At 57.2% G+C, this 18,609-nt stretch carries 16 protein-coding genes; 10 read left to right on the forward strand and 6 right to left on the reverse strand.

Going from position 1 to position 18,609, the window contains the following annotated elements:
* Positions 1 to 7 precede the first annotated feature (7 nt).
* The 3 genes from GFR01_RS00065 to GFR01_RS00075 form a co-directional block, all read right to left on the reverse strand.
* Positions 8 to 781, reverse strand: coding sequence for a copper resistance protein B (locus GFR01_RS00065; RefSeq protein ID WP_099180813.1), 774 nt, complete (start codon positions 779 to 781; stop codon positions 8 to 10).
* On the reverse strand, positions 778 to 2,538 hold the full coding sequence (locus tag GFR01_RS00070) for a copper resistance system multicopper oxidase (RefSeq protein WP_099181560.1): 1,761 nt from the start codon (positions 2,536 to 2,538) through the stop codon (positions 778 to 780). The genes GFR01_RS00065 and GFR01_RS00070 overlap by 4 nt, the downstream gene beginning before the upstream one ends.
* An 82-nt stretch (positions 2,539 to 2,620) precedes the next feature.
* On the reverse strand, positions 2,621 to 3,022 hold the full coding sequence (locus tag GFR01_RS00075; RefSeq protein WP_099180814.1) for a hypothetical protein: 402 nt from the start codon (positions 3,020 to 3,022) through the stop codon (positions 2,621 to 2,623).
* A 291-nt stretch (positions 3,023 to 3,313) separates the two neighbouring features.
* Here GFR01_RS00075 and GFR01_RS00080 point away from each other — a divergent pair, with 291 nt between their 5' ends.
* From GFR01_RS00080 to GFR01_RS00095, 4 genes are all read left to right on the forward strand, one after another.
* A complete protein-coding gene (locus GFR01_RS00080; protein WP_099180815.1) occupies positions 3,314 to 3,526 on the forward strand; it encodes a heavy-metal-associated domain-containing protein in 213 nt (70 codons plus the stop codon).
* A 78-nt stretch (positions 3,527 to 3,604) separates the two neighbouring features.
* Positions 3,605 to 6,001, forward strand: a complete 2,397-nt coding sequence (locus GFR01_RS00085) for a TonB-dependent siderophore receptor (protein WP_099180816.1) — start codon at positions 3,605 to 3,607, stop codon at positions 5,999 to 6,001.
* A complete protein-coding gene (locus GFR01_RS00090) occupies positions 5,988 to 7,703 on the forward strand; it encodes an ABC transporter ATP-binding protein/permease (RefSeq protein WP_099180817.1) in 1,716 nt (571 codons plus the stop codon). The genes GFR01_RS00085 and GFR01_RS00090 overlap by 14 nt, the downstream gene beginning before the upstream one ends.
* A 79-nt stretch (positions 7,704 to 7,782) precedes the next feature.
* Positions 7,783 to 10,158 (forward strand): heavy metal translocating P-type ATPase, encoded by a 2,376-nt coding sequence (locus GFR01_RS00095; RefSeq protein WP_099180818.1) that lies wholly within the window; start codon positions 7,783 to 7,785, stop codon positions 10,156 to 10,158.
* On the opposite strand, the gene GFR01_RS00100 is transcribed toward GFR01_RS00095, so the two are convergent.
* Both GFR01_RS00100 and cysK read right to left on the reverse strand, forming a co-directional pair.
* Positions 10,155 to 10,826 carry an RBBP9/YdeN family alpha/beta hydrolase gene (locus tag GFR01_RS00100; RefSeq protein WP_099180819.1) on the reverse strand — a complete coding sequence of 224 codons (672 nt, stop codon included), beginning with the start codon at positions 10,824 to 10,826 and terminating at the stop codon, positions 10,155 to 10,157. The two genes, GFR01_RS00095 and GFR01_RS00100, sit on opposite strands and share 4 nt — an antisense overlap.
* A 112-nt stretch (positions 10,827 to 10,938) precedes the next feature.
* On the reverse strand, positions 10,939 to 11,934 hold the full coding sequence (cysK, locus tag GFR01_RS00105; protein ID WP_063904553.1) for a cysteine synthase A: 996 nt from the start codon (positions 11,932 to 11,934) through the stop codon (positions 10,939 to 10,941).
* 309 nt (positions 11,935 to 12,243) lie between these two features.
* On the opposite strand from cysK, the gene GFR01_RS00115 reads away from it, so the two are divergent.
* The 5 genes from GFR01_RS00115 to GFR01_RS00135 all read left to right on the forward strand — a co-directional run bounded on the left by GFR01_RS00115 (position 12,244) and on the right by GFR01_RS00135 (position 16,363).
* Positions 12,244 to 12,438, forward strand: coding sequence for a hypothetical protein (locus tag GFR01_RS00115; RefSeq protein ID WP_007283459.1), 195 nt, complete (start codon positions 12,244 to 12,246; stop codon positions 12,436 to 12,438).
* Positions 12,439 to 12,557: 119 nt separating this feature from the next.
* Positions 12,558 to 13,508 carry an ABC transporter permease gene (locus GFR01_RS00120; RefSeq protein ID WP_099181561.1) on the forward strand — a complete coding sequence of 317 codons (951 nt, stop codon included), beginning with the start codon at positions 12,558 to 12,560 and terminating at the stop codon, positions 13,506 to 13,508.
* Entirely contained in the window at positions 13,505 to 14,488 is a 984-nt protein-coding gene (locus tag GFR01_RS00125; protein WP_063904552.1) for an ABC transporter permease, read from the forward strand. The genes GFR01_RS00120 and GFR01_RS00125 overlap by 4 nt, the downstream gene beginning before the upstream one ends.
* Complete coding sequence (locus GFR01_RS00130) at positions 14,478 to 15,431, forward strand: ABC transporter ATP-binding protein (RefSeq protein ID WP_063904551.1); 954 nt, start codon at positions 14,478 to 14,480, stop codon at positions 15,429 to 15,431. The genes GFR01_RS00125 and GFR01_RS00130 overlap by 11 nt, the downstream gene beginning before the upstream one ends.
* Positions 15,428 to 16,363, forward strand: a complete 936-nt coding sequence (locus tag GFR01_RS00135) for an ABC transporter ATP-binding protein (RefSeq protein ID WP_099180820.1) — start codon at positions 15,428 to 15,430, stop codon at positions 16,361 to 16,363. Before GFR01_RS00130 ends, GFR01_RS00135 begins: the two co-directional genes overlap by 4 nt.
* A gap of 3 nt (positions 16,364 to 16,366) precedes the next feature.
* Here the strand turns inward: GFR01_RS00135 and GFR01_RS00140 are convergent, their stop codons facing one another.
* Positions 16,367 to 16,981, reverse strand: coding sequence for a LysE family translocator (locus GFR01_RS00140; protein ID WP_099180821.1), 615 nt, complete (start codon positions 16,979 to 16,981; stop codon positions 16,367 to 16,369).
* On the opposite strand from GFR01_RS00140, the gene GFR01_RS00145 reads away from it, so the two are divergent.
* The gene (locus tag GFR01_RS00145; protein WP_244902086.1) at positions 16,980 to 18,539 is read left to right on the forward strand and encodes an aminotransferase-like domain-containing protein; all 1,560 of its coding nucleotides are present in this window, start codon (positions 16,980 to 16,982) and stop codon (positions 18,537 to 18,539) included. The genes GFR01_RS00140 and GFR01_RS00145 overlap by 2 nt on opposite strands.
* The last annotated feature ends 70 nt before the right edge of the window (positions 18,540 to 18,609 follow it).

Below are 18,609 nucleotides of genomic sequence, written 5' to 3' on the forward strand. Positions count from 1 at the left end.
GTGAAAATCAGAACCAGCTTCTGATGCCGAGGCTGAAGCGGACCGAACCGGGCTTTTCACCCTGATCGCGCGCAATTCTGCGGGCCTGCGTTAAATGGCCGGAGTAGGTGACGCCCACATAAGGGGCAAATTTGCGCCAGAGCTCGTAGCGAAGCCGTAGTCCGGCATCCACGTCCGACAGGCCAGCGCCTGCCAGTCGAGACGGGTCTGATTTGGTGTAAAGATTGAACTCGGCCTGAGGCTGAAGGATGAGGCGATTGGTCAGCAGAAAGTCGTAAGATCCTTCGACGCGCGCACCGAACCGTCCCCGATCGCTGACATAACCCGTTGCCTGAAACTCGAACTGGTACAGGGCCAGCCCCTGTATGCCGAAGGCGCCCCACGTTCGTGTCGGGCCATCATCCAGATCGACGCGCACGCCCCCCTGAAGGTTCCAGTATGTCGAAATGGCGCGGCTGTAGAGAATGTCCTGCTGGCCGTCGCTCAGGCGCCCTTTTTCCAAGGTGCCTTCAGACTTGATCCAGAGTCGGTCATAATCCGTGCCGTACCAGACTTCACCATCCCATCGGAAATCGGTTCCGGATGGTGCGTAACGCCCTTCGGCCTGTTCCAGAATGCCGTGGAACCAACTGCTCTGGTCCATCATGACGGGCATGATGTTGCCCAGATGCGTGACGGCGCCCGGAACGGGAGCGTCTGCGGCGTGATATTGCGGGCTGTCTTCCGCATGCGCTGCCCCAGCCCCCACAAGGAATAGCGCTGTTGCCAACGCGGCCTTCATGACACCAGCACGGTGCGGAACATGCCGAGATCCATGTGATACAGCAGATGGCAGTGATAGGCCCACATGCCGGGGACATCCGCCGTAACGAGATAGCTCATGCGGGAGCCGGGCTGGGAAACGATGGTGTGTTTGTAGGGGCGATAGTCTCCCTGCCCGTTTTCCAGTTCGCTCCACAGACCATGCAGATGGATCGGGTGTTCCATCATCGTGTCATTGATCAATGTGAAGCGGACGCGTTCGCCTTTTTTCAGCTTGATAGGCCCGGATTCAGAAAATTTGCGGCCGTTAAAGCCCCAGATATAGCGCTCCATATTGCCGGTCAGGTGCAGGATGATTTCCCGCGAAGGTGGGCGCGGGTCTGCGCCGGGCCGTGTGGCACGAAGCTGTTTATAGTTCAGGACACGACGGCCGTTATTCTCCAGTCCGTCCCCTGGGCTGCCCGTCCGATCCATGGGCATCATGGCGACGTTTTGGTTTTCTACGTTGAGGGGAGGTGGCCCCGGATCGTCCACTTCCATTTTTGGCATGGCCATGTGCCCCATATGGCCCATGTCCATCCCCTTCATGTCCATGCCGGACATGGACATGTGATCCATGCTTTCCCCCGGCTTCATGTCTCCCATGCCCATATCGACCATGGTGCGGACGGGGCGTGGGTCCATGGGCGGGATCAGACCGCTCATGCCAGCGCGAGGGGCCAGTGTTCCGCGGGCAAAGCCTGTGCGGTCCTCGCTCTGGGCAAAGATCGTGTAAGCGCGGTCTTCCTTTGGCTGCACGATGACGTCATAGGTTTCAGCCACACCGATCCGGAATTCATCAACCGGAACCGGCTCGACATCATTTCCATCCGCCTGAACGACCAGCATTTCGAGACCCGGAATACGGACGTCAAACAGCGTCATGGTGGCGCCGTTGATGAAGCGCAGGCGCACGCGCTCGCCGGGCCGGAACAGGCCGTTCCAGTTCATGTCCGGAGCATGACCGTTGAGTGTATAGGTGTAGATGGCTCCCGAGACGTCCGCGATATCGGTTGCGGCCATGTTCATCCGGGACCAGGCGAGCCGGTTTTTCAGTGCGGCCATGGCACTTCCGGCTTCACGGGCTTCCTTTGGGAAGGACGCAGCCGTTCGCTGACGGAAGACATAATAGTCATCCTGCATCTTGAGATTGCTGACAATGTCATGGGGCATGACATCGGTCCATTCCCCCAGAAAGACGACATAGTCCCGGTCACAGGCATTTGGATCAGGCCGGATCGGGTCAATGACGATTGCGCCGTACAGGCCCATCGCTTCCTGCATGTTGGAATGGCTGTGATACCAGTATGTGCCACTCTGATGCAGGCGGAAGCGATAGGTAAAGGTTTCGCCGGGCGGGATGCCCGCAAAGCTCAAGCCGGGTACACCATCCATCTCAGATGGCACCCGGATGCCGTGCCAGTGAATGGATGTTGTTTCATCCAGCGTGTTTCTGACGTTCAGAGTGACCGTCTCGCCCTGTTTCCATCGCAGGATGGGGCCGGGGACGGTGCCTCCAATGCTGGGCGCATGCATGGATTTTCCATCCAGGGACACATGCGTTCGGCTGACCTTCAGATCCCATGTATTGGACGGCATTGCGGGCAGGCAGCCGGAAGACGCATGGCCTTCTGCCTTTGCCTGTTGAGGCAGGGCGATCAGGCAGGCGCCGGCACCGAGGCTTGTGACGAAGCGACGACGCGTCAGACCGCGTGCGTGGCTGGAAAAACTGTGCATGTGCTGAAAACCGGGAAACGGTGCAGGAAAACCATAGAGCGCCCGGACCAAGAAAGTCAGAGCCCCTACAGATCGGGACGTTTCAGGACAGCTGTGATTTGGGGGGAGGCGGTGTGGGAATCCAGTCTGTTCCAGACAGGGATGGATGGCCGGCCTGAACAAAGCGCCCGGAAATGGCGATCTGAGTAGAAAGCGGCGTCAAATAGGCGAACGCCAGAGCGGGTTCTGCCGACGCCACATGAATATGGCAGCAGCCTTGCCCGTGACTGTCATGATGATGGGACGAAGCCTCTGACATCATGGCCTGCATGTCATGCTGGACACAACTGATAGAAGCATGCTGTGCCATGGATACACAGTGATCCATGGTCATGACGTGGGCCCGGGTTGCAGCATGTGCGGGGAATGCGCCAGCCATCAGTCCGATCTGCATCAGCAGACAGGCGATCAGGCCAAGCCATCTCCGGGTATGCGCTCCGAGCATCTCAGATCCCTGTTCCAGACAGATGGATATCTTCTGTCTGCTTTGCGGCTCGATCCTATACCGGGGCAAGGAATAAATGGAAGAGCGATTTCAAATGAGGTGTGGGCATTGGCACGGCGGGAAGGTTGCTCTGATAGATACCCCCGGTACGTACGGGAATTTTAATTCGTTCCATTAACGATTTTAATTTCAAATGCCTGCTCAAATTGCTTAGGGAAAAGAAGATACCTAAACGGGGTATATGGGAATCGCGGTATTCCAAGGATCTTTGGAAAGAAGGTGAACAGGGCCATGACGCAGACGGCACATCTGACAGTTGAGGGAATGTCCTGTGAAGGCTGTGCAAAGCGTCTGCGCGAGGCACTGGAACGTCTCGAGGGTGTCTCTGCTGTGGCAGTTGTTCTGGACGGAGGGCAGGTCACGATTGCCTATGATCCAGCCGTCACCACAGTGCCAATCTTGCGGGAAGCAATTGAAGAGACAGGCTTTGATGCAGTTCCATAGCGTACGCCTGCCTTCTCATTCCTGAGGGCACACGATACACAACATCCGGCTCAATATGCGAAACCAGTGCCGGGTGTCATGTCGCAGAATAATATTCTTAAAGTGAAACAGATCATGCGGCAGTCTTATAGTTCCTGGGCAGGTTTCATGACGCACCATGGCGCCAACACCTTTCGGCGTTCCTCTTTTTTCTCCGTTTCCAGCTCCGCCCTGATCTGCGGAACCTTGATGATGGGTGGTGCCCCTGATGTACGCGCTTCAGAACTGGGGGAAAAAAGCCGTCAGAAAGTGTCCCGCTGCCATGATGTTCAGGGAACGGGCGCCAAAATTGCGCAGGTGTGTCGGGAGACCGTAGCCTCCACTGCGCTCTCTCAGACTTCGGCACCCAGTCCCTCGTTGAACGGTGATGAGGGTTCCGTCGTGGATGGAAGCACCGAAAATCTGCATGTCTATGGAACGTCCCGCTCTTACACCGCCCCGGCTGTGGAAGCGTGGGGGAAAACGCCTGTTGCCCTGAAGGATATTCCGCACTCGATTTCTGTAATCACACAGCAGCGCATGGAAGATTCCAACATGCTGACGATGACGGACGCCATGCGCCAGATCAATGGGATCCGCGTGCTGCCGGGATCAACGGTCAATAGCAATTTTTATTCACGGGGTTATCAGCTCACAACGTCGATTGATGGAACGCCCAATGCGGCGGGAACGCTGAACAACGCGAGTTTTGATCTCTCGATGTATGACAGGATTGAAGTCATGCGCGGGTCTGCTGGTCTGCTGCAAGGAGCCGGTGGCGCTGGGGGCGTGGTCAATCAGGTCACGAAAAAACCCGGAAAAGATTTTGCCGCGAGTGGGAATGCCACCGTGGGAAGCTTCAATAACTATCGTGCGGATGTGGACCTGACCGTTCCGCTTAATCGCTCCAAAACACTGCGATTCCGTACGGCCGATCTCTTTCAGGATAACGATTACTTCTACAAATACGCCCATAATAGAAGCTGGCAGGCTTATGGCGTTCTGGAATGGGACATCACGCCGTCCACCACGTTTCTGGTGTCCCATGCGGCGCAGAAGCAGAATATTGATGCGCCGTATTACGGGCTACCTGTCACAACCACCCAGACACTCTGGTACGGCGGCCGAGATGCGAACCCGACGCAGCCCTGGGGATATAGTGATTACATGACCCAGCAGACGATTGCGTCTCTGACGCAGAAGCTGTGGGGCGACTGGACGGTCACGGCGCGTGGGACTTTCTACGATCAGAGCTACAACACGCTCTATAATGAGCCGTGGACTACGATCAATGCACAGACTGGTAAGCTAACCTACGAAGATGTCGGCAATTTCCCATATCGTGGAACGAATACGTCCCGTTCGGCTGATATTTACACAACAGGCAGCTTCCGGCTTCTACACCGGACGCATCATGTGCTTCTGGGCTTTAACTACAACTCTTATGATACGCATGTTGCCTATGGCGCGGTTACGTCGGACGCGGTGTATTCCGATGTCAGCATCAACAACACGGCAGTGGTGAAGAAGCCGGCTGCTGGCAGCATTACCTACAATGCGGCCGATGGTGCGGAAGGGACGGATGACAACGCCTATCAGTGGGGGTTCTACGGACAGCTCCGGCTTGAAGTGATCCGCCATTTGTCCTTGATCCTTGGCGGGCGTGTGTCGCGGTTTTTCGAAAAGACGCGGGATGCCAGCCCATCCCCGGAAGGGGCATGGAAGACGACGGCCAATATTCACGGTCAGCTCACGCCCTATCTGGGGACGGTCTATCAGATCACGCCCAACCTTTCCTGGTACGCCAGTTATGCCAGCATTTTCACGCCCTCTGTCGGGCGGCTGACTTACAACGGGGACGGTCTGACGCCGCAGCAGGGCAATCAGGTCGAAACTGGCTTTAAGGGCGAGTATTTTCACGGTCGCCTGAATTTTTCAACCGCGCTTTTCCGGATGGAAAGTGTCAATCAACCCGTTCAAGACCCGGCTCATACGAGCTTCTATATCACGACTGGCCCCATTCGCCGGCAGGGCTGGGAAGCGCAGGTTGATGGGCAGATCATGCCAGGTCTCGATGTATCCATCGGGTATACATATCTGGATACCAAGGTTTCCAATCCGAAAGTTTCCGATTTCGGGGGCGTTTTTTCACCGCGTCACATGTTCAAATCCTGGGTACATTACAATGCACAGCAAGGGCGCCTGAAAGGGCTGAGTTTTGGTGTTGGGCTGGATGCGTACAGCAACCTTCGCGGGAGTTATGCGACGACTGTTCAGGGCGGATATATGACGCTCGACAGCGTTATTGGATACCGCTTTAACAAGCATCTGAAACTCCAGCTTAATGCCTATAACCTGACCAATCGCTATTATTACGAGCGCGCCAGTGGCGTCTGGCAGCTCAATTTCCCGGCCGCTCCCCGCAGTTTCATGGCAACGCTTCGTGGCACGTACTGAAGACCCGACACCCCCGCATTCCCTTTTGGACTGGAGGGTTCTTCTCCCCTACTGGCGATCAGAAGATCGCTGGAAAGCACTGGGGCTTCTGGTGGGGATTATCGGTCTGTCGTTTCTGGATGTGCAGGTTGCTGTCTGGTTCGGAAAATGGGACCAGACGTTTTTTGATACGATGTTCGCGTATAAAGTCGCGGCCTGCATTGCGCTCATTCCCATTTATGTCGTGATGATGGGGTTGAGTGCGGGGATGCGTGTCATCCAGCAATATATGACGCAGGTTCTCTCCATGCGCTGGCGGCTGTGGAATACGCGGGTTTATTTGCGAAAATACCTGTCCGATAATGCGTATTATCATCTGGAGCACGGAGAAAATCGGGCCGATAACCCTGATCAGCGTATCGCGGATGATCTGGCGCAAATGTCAGTCTGGACGTTGCGCCTGGGCCTGGACGCCATTCAGGCGGTGACGACCTTTCTATCGTTTGCGGTTGTCCTCTGGACGATTGGTGGCACGTTGTCCTTTGTCTGGCACGGTTGGCACATCGTCATTCCGGGCTACATGTTTTTCGGGACGACAATTTCCATTCTGCTCATTTCTCTGGTTCTGGAAAAAGCAGGTGGCCCGCTCGTCAGCGCCAATTATCGCCAGCAGCATTATGACGCTGATCTGCGTGCAGCTCTGCTGGATGTGCGGCGTAATTCAGAACAGATTGCTTTTTATGGCGGTGAGGGCGCAGAGCATTTCCGGCTTTCGGAATGTCTGCATCGGATCGCCACCAACTGGCGCAGCGTGCTGGCTTACACATGGCGCGCCAATACCGTGGTCGAGCTTTATACGGGCGGGATCAACATTGTTCTGTGGGCTTTGCTGATCCCGAAGCTGTTGGCGCATGCGTTGACGTTTGGTCTATACTCCCGGATCAATTCAGCCTTCATGAATGTGCGCCGAAGCCTGCAATGGTTCATCGAAAACTACACGGATCTGGCCACGCTCCGCTCCATCCTTCAGCGTCTGAGTGAATTCGAGCGTGTTGTGACGGGACGCCCAGAAGGTGGGATTGTCCGTACACCGGTGGAGCAGGGGCAAATCGAGATCAGGGATCTGGTTCTTGATCGCGCCGATGGATCGCGGATTGCGACTGTCGGAGATCTGACCATCCCAAGTGGCGCGCGCCTGATGATTGCAGGTGCGTCCGGAGCTGGGAAAAGCACTCTTCTGCGGGCTTTGGCCGGGCTTTGGGCCTGTGGAGCGGGGAGTGTCTCGTTCAACATGCGGGACGCCATGTTCTTGCCGCAGCGGAGTTATGTTCCAACAGGAACGCTTCGGCAGGCTCTTAGCTATCCGGCAACGTCTGACCGGTATGAACTGGATGCATGCGAGGCGGCTCTGGAGGCCTCCAATTTAGGGGCGTTGGTGTCAAAGTTGGATCATGACGCCGCATGGGGCGACGTGCTTTCTCCCGGCGAACAGCAGCGTTTGGCATTTGCCCGTGTCTTTCTGGCAAGGCCCGCAACGCTCTTTCTGGATGAGGCAACATCTGCCCTCGATGAAGAGAATGAGGCGCTTCTTTATACGCGCCTTCTTGCGCTTCTGCCGGAGGTGACCCTCATTAGTGTGGCACATCATTCAGGCCTGAAGCGCTTTCATGACCACGAGGCCATTCTTTCTACCCAAGGTATGACGATACAGGTTCTTTCATAATACCGTATGGGGGTATATTCCCTTTCGTTTTCCGGAGCCGCCCGGTTTTGCGACTCTCGCCAGCTCAGGAGATGTTCAGATGTCAAAAACAGTCAGTTTCCCAGTTGGCGGGATGACCTGTGCGGCTTGTGCTGCGCGGATTGAGAAAGTGCTGAATCGGCAGAGTGGCGTTCATGCGACCGTTAATTTTGCTTCTGAGCGGGCTCAGGTTGATCTGGACGGGCCGGAAGCAAATGTCGGGAATGTTGTCGCTGCCGTTCGTAAGGCCGGTTTCTCTGTTGACGAACAGAGTGTGGATTTCGCGATTACCGGCATGACCTGTGCGGCTTGCGCGGCCCGGATCGAGAAAGTGCTGAACCGTATGCCCTCCGTTCAGGGCAGCGTGAATTATGCGGCTGAACGTGCGCATGTGACCTACATTCCCGGTATCGTCACTCCGGAAGATCTGGCGAGCAAGATTACGAAGGCGGGCTTCGGTGCGGCGCGTCTTGATGACGGTCAGCGCGAAGACCCCAAAGCAAAGCGTGAGGCCGTCTGGCGGAAAGAGCGTAACCGCTTCCTGCTGACGTTTATTCTGGCTTTGCCGCTCTTCGTTGAAATGTTCGGGATGCTGCTGGGACGGATGGAAACCGTGCCGGTGGCCGTGCAGTTTGTCAGTGCCACATTGGTGCAGTTTGTTTGCGGAGCGCATCTGTATCGCCGGGCCTGGAATGCCGTGCGCGGCGGATCGGCCAATATGGATGTGCTGGTCGTTCTGGGAACGAGCATTGCGTATCTGTTCAGCGCGATCGTTGTTCTGTTCCGTCTGGACCAGCCGGTTTATTTTGAAGCGAGTGGCGCAATCATTACCCTGATTTCGCTGGGTAAGCTGATGGAAACACGCGCCAAGGTGCGCACGAGCGCAGGGATTGAAAGCCTGCTTCAGCTTCAGCCGCAGACTGCGCATGTGGAGCGTGATGGTGTTCTGGTTGATCGGGCGGTAGCGGACATGCATGTCGGGGACATCTTTGTCGTCCGGCCTGGTGAGAGTATCCCGGTGGATGGAACCGTTCTGGAGGGGGCTTCGGACGTCAACGAAGCCATGCTGACCGGTGAAAGTGTCCCTGCTCTGAAGCAGACCGGAAGTGACGTCTTTGGCGGCACGATCAACGCGAATGGGGTCCTGAAGGTCAAAGCGACAGGCGTTGGCTCTGATACAGCGCTGGCGCGAATTGTGCGTATGGTCGAGCAGGCGCAGGGGTCGAAAGCCAATGTGCAGCGGCTTGCGGATCGTGTGTCCGGGATATTTGTTCCGGCCGTCGTGGCGTTTGCTGTTGTGACGTTCCTGATCGGCTGGCTTGTGACGGGGTCTGCGACGTGGAGTCTGGTTTCAGCAGTGTCCGTGTTGGTCATTGCCTGTCCCTGCTCGCTGGGGCTTGCGACCCCGACCGCCATCATGGTCGGAACTGGCCGTGGGGCGCAGAATGGGATTCTGTTCCGGAATGCTGATGCACTTGAACGTGCGGAAAAACTGTCGACGATCATTCTCGACAAGACGGGGACCCTTACGCAGGGACGACCCAGTGTGACCTGTCTGCATCCGGTATCTGGCGTTTCCATGGATCGACTTCTCGCTGTGGCAACGTCTCTGGAGCAGAACTCAGAACATCCGCTTGCCCGCGCGATTGTTGATCATGGAATGGCGCATCATGCGACGGTTCTGAGCGTGGATGGGTTCAAGGCCATTCCGGGTCTTGGCGTCGAAGCCCAGCTTGAAGGCGAGCCTGCGCTTCTTGGATCGCCTCGCTATCTCACTGATGCCGGATATGACCTGACGACCCTGCCTGTAGATGCTTTGGAAAGCGAAGGACAGACGGTTATTGCAGTGGCGACAGGCGGGCGGCTTCTGGGGATTCTGGCTCTGGGAGACAATCTGCGCCCGGATGCCGCTTCGACGGTCGCGGCTCTCAAGGCGCGTGGCATCAAGGTTGTTATGCTGACGGGCGATAATGAGCGGACCGCCTCAGTTGTGGCGCGGCAGGTCGGTGTGGATGATTATCTGGCCGGTGTACTGCCGCAGAATAAGGCGGAAGGCGTGGCGCGCTACCGGGCTGAGGGACGAGTTGTCGGCATGGTCGGGGATGGCGTTAATGATGCGCCGGCGCTGGCTGCTGCGGATGTCGGATTTGCCATTGGTGCTGGATCGGCTGTTGCACTTGATACGGCGGATGTCGTGCTCATGAAGAGCGAACTGACGAGCGTTCTGGATGCGATTTCCCTGTCTCGCGCGACGCTTTCCAAGATCCGCCAGAACCTCTTCTTCGCGTTCATCTACAATCTTCTGGGTCTGCCTCTGGCGGCTTTAGGAATGTTGAACCCGATTGTCGCGGGGGCCGCCATGGCGATGAGTTCGGTCTCGGTTGTGAGCAATTCCCTTCTTCTCAATCGCTGGAAGCCTGAAGCAAAGCGCTCCTAGGACGTCTGAAGGCGGCGTTGAACGAAAGACACAAGGGTCTTTGCACCGTGGCTCCAAAGACCCAGAAAGTCATCGCTGCCGACATGCCCGGTGAGGCCTGCATCCGTGAACTCTGCGTGCCAGTGATTGGCAAGGGTTCGAGCACGGTCGCTGGAAAGCCATGGATCATTCCGGCTGGCCATCAGGGCCATCGGAACAGGTGATGGGGCTTCTGGCAAGGGCGCAAAAGCGCGGATTCGGGCAGCCTCCGGGTGTGTCGTGTGTTCGATATCCGCGGGTGCCACAAGAAATGCCCCCGCGATCCGGGATGTCTCATGGCGTGTAAGCCAGTGGGCCGTCAGAACAGCCCCCAGACTGTGTGCAATCAGAAGAACGGGCTTTTCAGCCTGCTGGATTGCAGCCGTCAGTGTTGCGTCCCAGTCTTCGGGTTCCGGGTTTTGCCAATCCGTCTGGTGCAGGCGCGTGAGGCCAAAGGCGCTTTCCCATCGGGTCTGCCAGTGATGTGGGCCGGAATTGAAAAGTCCGGGCACGAGAAGCGGCGTGAAGTGTTCTTTGATGCGGTGAAATTCAGCGGCCAGAACCGTTTCTTCGGAAGAGCGCTGAAAGGAAAGCGCCCGAGCACTTGCCGTAAGGTCCAGAGCGGTAGCGCGGCCGGAAAAAAGATTCATGCCCGTGATCTCCAGAAGCCTGACCGGAAGACGATTCCCGATCAGGATTGAATGTCTGGATTAATAACGAACATAGATCAGTATTAAATAAAATAACTATATTATAATGTAATTAAGACAGTCCATCGAAGAGTTGTGTGGAGAGATAACGCTCCGCAAAGGACGGCGCGATCACCACAATGGTCTTGCCACGGCTTGATGCCTTCTTGGCCAGCGACATCCCTGCATAAAGGGCTGCCCCAGAAGAAATCCCAATGGGAATGCCTTCTACAGCAGCGCAGAGCCGGGCCGTTGTCAGGGATTCCTGCTCCGAAACTTCAATGACGCTGTCGAGCGCGCGTAGATCCAGAGTGTCCGGTTGAAAGCCTGGTCCAATGCCCTGAATGCCATGTGGGCCCGGCTCGTCGCCATGCAGAACCGCACTTTCCCGGGGTTCCACACCAATGACCTTGATGGCTTTGCTGAATTTCTTCAGCCCGTGGGCAATGCCTGATGCAGTGCCGCCTGTGCCAAGACCGGCGACAACCATGTCCACCTGTCCGGCGGTATCATTCCAGATTTCGAGCGCTGTAGTCTGCTCATGAACAGCAGGGTTGGCATCGTTCTCGAACTGGCTCGGCATCCAGGCATCCGGAAGGGTTTCCATCAGTTCTTCCGCGCGGCGGATGGCCCCAGCCATGCCATCATTGGCGGGAGTAAGCTCTGTTGTTGCACCCATCAGGCGCAGCATCTTCCGACGCTCGGTAGAGGCACTTTCCGGCATGGTGACGATCAGGCGATAACCCAGCGCCACGGCGGCAAAAGCAAGGGAAATGCCTGTATTGCCGGAGGTTGGTTCAATAAGAACGGTCCGGCCTGGTGTAATGAGGCCCCGTGTTTCCGCGTCTCGCAGCATGGCAACGCCGATACGGTCTTTGACAGAGCCGAGTGGGTTGAAAAATTCAAGTTTGAGGAGCAGCCGTCCGTGCAGCTTTTCCTGCTCGGTCAGACGGGGGAGGGCGACGAGCGGCGTGCCCCCGACAGTTTCCAGAAAGGAGTTGTAAACTCTGCCACGTGGAGCGGCATAACCTTCAAACGGAGCGGGGGAAGACACGACCTTTTTGTTCATGCCGTTTCTGTATCACAGGACTTGGAAAAGGGCAGGCTGGAATTTTTCAATAAAATAACTATAACGAAATGTTGTATAAAACATTAATTTTGTAAATCGGCATTATTAAAAGTTGTATATTGACGCTCAGTGGCTTTCCTGCTTAAGAGGGAGCGTCATCGACCTCCATAGAAGGGCATCTCCATGATGTGTCGAATGTGTAGCTGGCAGCCGTCGCGCTGCCGTGTTTCCGCCACCCGGAAACCCCTTTCTCTATTTCCGTAATTTCCCGACAGCACAGACATGTCGGGCACCTGAAGGTTCGACATCATGCTTGGTTCTACGGTTATCGAAATCAACGGTATTTTTCTTGGCGTTGCCATCCTCGTCAGCACGACGGGCGCACGCCGGTTCTATGCAGCCCATGAAAGCGTTCGTGCATTGCATAATGAAACAGTGGCGGATCTTTCTGCCCTGCGGCGGCGTGTGGCCCAGCACGCCCGGACTGTTTTGAAGCCGATCTGAAAATCACACATTACGTTTCTTTCCTCACGGCTCTTCTCTTCCCTGAACTGTCAGCTAGAACGGAATGCTGAACAGCTCATGGGATGGGAGTGCGCGTGGGGGAAAACGGTTTTTTGCGAATGGTCCGTGCCCTTTCGGTGAAGAGGGACGTCATCTTCGCCATAGCGGCACTGGGGCTTGTTGTTCTGGCCAGCCTGTGCGCGCCCCTTTATGCGCGTGTGGCTGGCGTGGACCCGTTTTCTTCCAACGTTGCCGGGACAGCCGTGCGTCATGGGCAGACGCTCGACCTTATGCAACCCAATGACAATCCGCTGCATCTTGGTCTGACCCCACTTGGGCCGGATTGGTCTGCAGGCGCCTATAGTCTGGGTGCGGATTCTCAAGGACGGGATGTGGCGTCGCGTCTTCTTTATGGGGGGCGAAGTTCGCTTCTGATTGCGTCCGCCGCGGCGTTTCTGTGCCTGTGTCTATCGGGCAGTATCGGGATCTGTGCAGGATATTTTGGGGGATGGGTGGATATTCTGCTGTCCCGGCTTCTGGATATTCTCTGGGCGATTCCGGTTTATCTGTTCGCCATTTCCCTTTCTGTCGTCACGGTCGGCCACGGGATTCACTTGGGGTTCGTGACGCTTGGTGCTGACAGTTTCCTGATTCCCATCGGCATTATTGCGCTGGTCTATGTGCCTTATGCCGCCCGGCCGTTGCGTGCCCGCGTTCTGAGTCTGTCACGGGCAGACTTCGTGACGGCCGCACGCGGTATGGGCGCATCTGATTTTCGGATTCTCCGACGTGAAATCCTGCCCAATCTGGCGCCGTCCATGGTTGTTCTGGCGCCTCTGGTCCTGGCGCTCTGTTTGCTGGCAGAATCGGCGTTGTCGTTTCTTTCGCTGGGTGTGCAGGCTCCATCAGCCTCCTGGGGAACGTTGATTCAGGATGGCGAAGGGTTGCTCTATACGCGCCCGATTGTGGCGATTGCTCCAGGTGTTGCGATTGTCATTACCGTGCTGGCCCTGAACATTCTGGGAAATGCCCTGCGCGATTATCTGGACCCGAAGGGAGCCGGACGATGATCGCAGCGCTCCTGTCCCGTATCGGCCAGATGGCTCTCGTCATTTTCGGTATTTCCGTTCTGGTATTCTGCATCTTTTTCGCCACGCCGGGTGCAGATCCGACGGCACGGATCGCCGGGCGTGGAGCCAGCCCGCAGGTTATGGAACGCGTGCGGGCGGAGTATGGGTTCGATCGCCCGTTGCCCGTTCAGTACATGCGTATGATGGAGAAGTTGTTCGTTAGCCGGGATCTGACGTCTTTCGTTAATCACGGTCAGCAGGTCGTGCCGGAAGTAGCTTCTGCAGCTCCCGTGACCTTATCGCTCGTGCTTTGGGCGGCATTTTTCTGGGTCATAGGGTCGCTGGGAATTGGAATTGTCTCCGCTGTAATGCGTGATAGCTGGGTGGACCGGTTTCTGATGGTGCTGGGTTTGGTGGGGCTATCCATGCCGGTCTTCTGGCTTGGTGAAGTCGTGAACCTGTTCACGCAGAGCCGCTGGCATGACACCTGGATGTTCCGTTGGGTGCCACCATTGGGATATGTGCCGCTTACAGAAAATCCGCTCGGCTGGGCGCGCTCCCTGCTGTTGCCGTCCCTGACGCTGGCTGTGTCTTTTATGGGATTGTACGCGCGCATTCTTCGTTCGGAATTGCTGTCCGCTATGGGGGAGGACTCCATTCGAACCGCCCGGGCCAAGGGCGCAGGACCCGTTCGTGTCTGGCTCTGGCACGGTTTGCGTTTGTCATGGTTAAGCTACGTGTCGCTCTTCGGGCTGGATTTCGCACAGCTTCTTGGCGGAGGCGCATTGCTGACCGAAGTCGTGTTTGCCCTGCCGGGCGTGGGGCGGCTGACCTATCAGGCCCTCGCCACACTTGATCTGCCGCTCATTATGGCAACGGTCATGTACGCCGCGATCTTTGTTGTGATTGCGAACGCGCTGGTGGATGGAATTTATGCGTTGCTCGATCCTCGTATTCGGGAGGGGCAACATGGGCGCTGAAGCGTTGCTCGATATTCAGAACCTGAAGCTGGATCTGCCAGATGGCCGACGTCTTCTGGAAGGCGTGTCCTTTCAGGTGCAGGTCGGAGAAGCTCTGGGTGTGGTCGGGGAATCCGGTTCCGGGAAAAGTCTGACGGCGATGAGTGTCATGGGACTTTTGCCCGGCCTTCGCGCATCCGGTCAGATCGTGTTTGCCGGACAGGATCTCGTCGGACTGCCTGACAAATCCATGAGAAAGCTGCGTGGCGCACGGATTGCCATGATCTTTCAGGACCCCATGACGGCTTTTCTACCCGTCCGTTCCATCGGGGCGCAGATTGATGAGCAGATCCGGCTGCATCAGCCTCTGAACCGACGGGAAGCGCGCGCCCGGACGGTGCAGCTTCTGGGGCGAATGGGCGTGCCCGACCCGGCAATGGCGGCCAAGCGCTATCCGCATCAGCTTTCAGGTGGTTTGCGGCAGCGTGCGATGATTGCCATGGCGCTGTCCTGCTCGCCCGATCTGCTGATTGCGGACGAGCCGACGACAGCGCTTGATGTGACGGTACAGGCCCAGATCCTGACGCTTCTGCGGGAAATCCGGGATGAGGGCGCAGGCGTGATGCTGATTACCCATGACATGGGCGTGGTCGCGCAGGCCTGCACGCATGTTGCGGTGATGTATTCCGGGCTGGTGGTGGAGCGTGGTCCGGTGCGGGATGTTCTCGACCGTCCACTGCATCCTTATACACAGGCTCTCCTAGCCGCCATCCCACCCTTGGAAGGGCCAAGGCCTGAGCAGCTTCCAACCATTCCCGGACAGCCACCCACCCCGGAAAATCGACCGTCCGGCTGTGTGTTTGCCCCGCGATGTAGCTTTGTGCGGCCAGACTGTGCAGTCCGTCCGGCATTGATCGAAACAGAGGAAGGGCGGCGCGTGGCGTGTGTCCTGTACGCAGCATGAGTGTTCTTCTGGAAGCCCGCGCGCTGGAGAAACAATACAGACTGGGCGGTGGCCGTGTGCTGCACGCTGTTTCGGATGTGTCGCTTCAGGTGCACCGGGGGGAGGCGCTGGCACTGGTTGGGGAATCTGGCTGTGGCAAGTCGTCTTTGGGACGTACGCTGATTGGTCTGACCCATCCGACTTCGGGCGAGGTTCTGTTTGACGGACACCGGATTTCTGGTCTGTCAGACCGTGCGCTACGGCCGTGGCGTGCGCGGATGCAGATGGTCTTTCAGGACTCCTCGGCGGCCTTTAATCCTCGCAGAACGGTAGGGGAGTCTCTCGCCGAGCCCCTCCGGATTCATGGCCGCAAGAACATTCGCGCCCGCGTTGATGAACTACTGGATCAGGTTGGTCTGGCCCGTTCGGTGGCTGATCGATATCCGCATGAATTTTCCGGTGGCCAACGTCAGCGTTTGAACATTGCCCGCGCGCTTGTCCTGGGCCCAGACCTTCTCGTTGCGGACGAGCCTGTCTCCGCGCTTGATGTGTCTGTTCAGGCGCAGATCGTGAATCTGTTCCGGGATCTGCGTGCATCGCTCGGCGTAGCGTGCGTCTTTATTTCCCATGATCTGTCCGTCGTCCGACAGATGGCGGACCGGATTGCGGTCATGTATCTGGGCAGCATCGTGGAGGAAGGCGACGGACTGGAGGTTCTGGATCGTCCAGCGCACCCTTACACAAAGGCTCTTCTGGATGCTGTTCCGCGACCGGACCGTCCTTTGCCGCCACCGTTGAAGGGCGATGTTCCCAGCCCGGTCAATCCACCGTCAGGGTGTCGCTTCCACACACGGTGCCCGATCGCGCAGCCAAAATGTGCGACAGACCGCCCCAGTCTCCAACCCTGTGGAGAGGGGCGGCGCGTAGCGTGCCATTATCCGCTGGTGGCCTGAGTGTCAGTGTGATGCTGTTTCAAACGCCAGCGGATAGAGGGAGGCCACCAGAAGCAGGGCCATCGTATAATTGAAGCTTTTGAGCAGCAGGGGGCGATGCAGCCAGCGTCTCATGCCTGCGCCAAACCCGGCCCAGAGCGCCACGGACGGAAAGTTCACGAGGCCACAGATCAAACCAGCAACGGCGAGATTGAAGAAGAACCCTTCCTTGGGCACGTATGCTGCAATGATCCCCACAGCCATGACCCAGGCTTTCGGGTTGACCCACTGAAAGCCGACAGCCTGTAGAAAAGTAATCGGTTGCCCTTTGTCGTTGGCCTCTGGTGCGGAAGACGACATGGCGATCTTCCAGGCCAGCCAGAGCAGGTAGGCCGCGCTGGCATATTTCAGAGCCACATAGAACCACGGCGCATGTTCAAACAGGCTTCCCAGACCCAGCCCGAGCAGAACCACCATCACGACGAAGCCGAGTGCCACCCCGAGCATGTGCGGAATGGTTTTCCGAAATCCATGCGTCAGCCCTGATGAGGCCAGCATCATGTTGTTCGGTCCGGGCGTTACGGAGGCAACAAACGTGAAGAGAACGAGCGGCGCGAAAGCCTGCCAGTAAGTCGGCATGACGGAATTTCCTGTTGCAGACGGGATCGTCCTGCGCACTATGACAGTTGCTACCGGAACAGTACCGGTACAATCTGGTCGTATTCTTTCAGACTGTATCGGAGATTTGACCATGCCAGTTTCCGTTGCTCCATCCGGAATTCTTCCTGTCTGGAAGCCTGTTCGTGGGGCGGACAGAACCTTGGTCGAACAGCTTGAAGCCGAGCTGGCAGGGCGGATCGATGCGCATATGCTCAGGCCGGGCAGTCGCTTGCCGTCTGTCCGTAAAATGGCAGAAAGCGCGGGGTTGAGCCGTTATACGGTGATAGAGGCTTATGAACGTCTTCAGGCCCGGGGGCTGATCCTGTCCCGGCCGGGAGCCGGATATTTCGTGCGGCCACCCGCGGACCTCCCTGTTGTGGCAGAAGCCGTCATGCAAGAGCGGACCGAGCCTTCACGGCTCGATGTGACATGGCTCCTGCGTGAAATGTTTGGAACCGGAACGTCCGTAAAGCTCACAGCGGCATCAGGGGTTTTGCCACAGCATTGGTTGGATGCAGATCTTGTGGCGGGTGCCATCCGGGCGAGTGCCCGCACGGATGTTGAAGGCCTTCTGCATTATGGGCATCCGCAGGGTAGCCCGCAGTTGCGCAAACACATCGCGACCATGCTGGGCACGCAAGGAGTAGCTGCGCATCCGGATCATCATCTGATGACTACTGCGGGTGTGACGCACGCGATAGATCTTGTGCTTCGGTTGATGGTTCAGCCTGGTGATACGGTTCTGGTCGAGGACCCCGGATGGCCTCTGATTTTTGGACGTCTTGCAGCTTATGGCGCCCGGATCATCAGTGTTCCGAGACGGCGGGAAGGGCCGGATCTGGAAGTTCTGGAGCGATTGGCAACGGAGCATCGTCCGAAGCTCTTTCTGATCAACAGTGTGGTCCATAACCCGACGGGCTACACGTTAGGAGCCGCTGCCGCGCATGACGTGCTTCGTCTCGCCGAGAAGCATGATTTCATGATTCTGGAAGACGATACTTACGCGGATTTCCATGATGGCACGTCCATTCGCCTCGCCTCCATGGACCGTCTGCAACGCGTCATTCTCGTCACCGGGTATGCCAAGACACTGGCAGCCGGGCTGAGGGTCGGTGTTCTGGCCGCAAGGCCGGATCTGGTTGCCCGTCTGATTGATCTCAAGCTTCTGGCTGGTCTCTGCACGCCGCAGCTCGGCGAGAACGTCATGACGCGCCTGCTGAGGGAGGGGCATTACGGGCGGCATCTGCTGAGGCTGCGACAGAAGGTCAATCAGGCCCGGCAGAAATGCGTTGATGCGCTGATGACCTGTGGCCTGAACGTACCGTATCTGCCACCGGCGGGAATTTTTGTCTGGGCGGATTGTGGGCAGGATTCTGAAGCGGTGGCGCGCGCTGCGTCTGAGGCTGGGATGCTGCTGGCGCCTGGGACACTTTTCTCATCCACGCAGGCACCGTCCACCATGTTGCGCTTTACGGTGAGCGCTGTGGAGCAGGCAGAACTCTGGCCGGCCTTGGCGTCGCTTCTAAAACGGAGGTGAATTCTCATGTTGCGAAATTGCAACTGATGACCTTTTAGAGTCAGAAATCATACGATATAAAATTGACACA

Origin of the sequence: Gluconobacter frateurii (assembly GCF_002723955.1) — a bacterium.
Classification (GTDB): Bacteria; Pseudomonadota; Alphaproteobacteria; order Acetobacterales; family Acetobacteraceae; genus Gluconobacter; species Gluconobacter frateurii.

Bases quoted from the DNA above. Each gene is read 5' to 3' on its own strand.
- GFR01_RS00115 (WP_007283459.1), top strand. From the start codon at position 12,244: ATGCTTGGTTCTACGGTTATCGAAATCAACGGTATTTTTCTTGGCGTT.
- GFR01_RS00080 (WP_099180815.1), top strand. From the start codon at position 3,314: ATGACGCAGACGGCACATCTGACAGTTGAGGGAATGTCCTGTGAAGGC.
- GFR01_RS00070 (WP_099181560.1), bottom strand. From the start codon at position 2,538: ATGCACAGTTTTTCCAGCCACGCACGCGGTCTGACGCGTCGTCGCTTC.
- GFR01_RS00125 (WP_063904552.1), top strand. From the start codon at position 13,505: ATGATCGCAGCGCTCCTGTCCCGTATCGGCCAGATGGCTCTCGTCATT.
- cysK (WP_063904553.1), bottom strand. From the start codon at position 11,934: ATGAACAAAAAGGTCGTGTCTTCCCCCGCTCCGTTTGAAGGTTATGCC.
- GFR01_RS00085 (WP_099180816.1), top strand. From the start codon at position 3,605: ATGTCGCAGAATAATATTCTTAAAGTGAAACAGATCATGCGGCAGTCT.
- GFR01_RS00120 (WP_099181561.1), top strand. From the start codon at position 12,558: ATGGTCCGTGCCCTTTCGGTGAAGAGGGACGTCATCTTCGCCATAGCG.
- GFR01_RS00130 (WP_063904551.1), top strand. From the start codon at position 14,478: ATGGGCGCTGAAGCGTTGCTCGATATTCAGAACCTGAAGCTGGATCTG.
- GFR01_RS00095 (WP_099180818.1), top strand. From the start codon at position 7,783: ATGTCAAAAACAGTCAGTTTCCCAGTTGGCGGGATGACCTGTGCGGCT.
- GFR01_RS00100 (WP_099180819.1), bottom strand. From the start codon at position 10,826: ATGAATCTTTTTTCCGGCCGCGCTACCGCTCTGGACCTTACGGCAAGT.
- GFR01_RS00135 (WP_099180820.1), top strand. From the start codon at position 15,428: ATGAGTGTTCTTCTGGAAGCCCGCGCGCTGGAGAAACAATACAGACTG.
- GFR01_RS00065 (WP_099180813.1), bottom strand. From the start codon at position 781: ATGAAGGCCGCGTTGGCAACAGCGCTATTCCTTGTGGGGGCTGGGGCA.
- GFR01_RS00075 (WP_099180814.1), bottom strand. From the start codon at position 3,022: ATGCTCGGAGCGCATACCCGGAGATGGCTTGGCCTGATCGCCTGTCTG.
- GFR01_RS00140 (WP_099180821.1), bottom strand. From the start codon at position 16,981: ATGCCGACTTACTGGCAGGCTTTCGCGCCGCTCGTTCTCTTCACGTTT.
- GFR01_RS00145 (WP_244902086.1), top strand. From the start codon at position 16,980: ATGACGGAATTTCCTGTTGCAGACGGGATCGTCCTGCGCACTATGACA.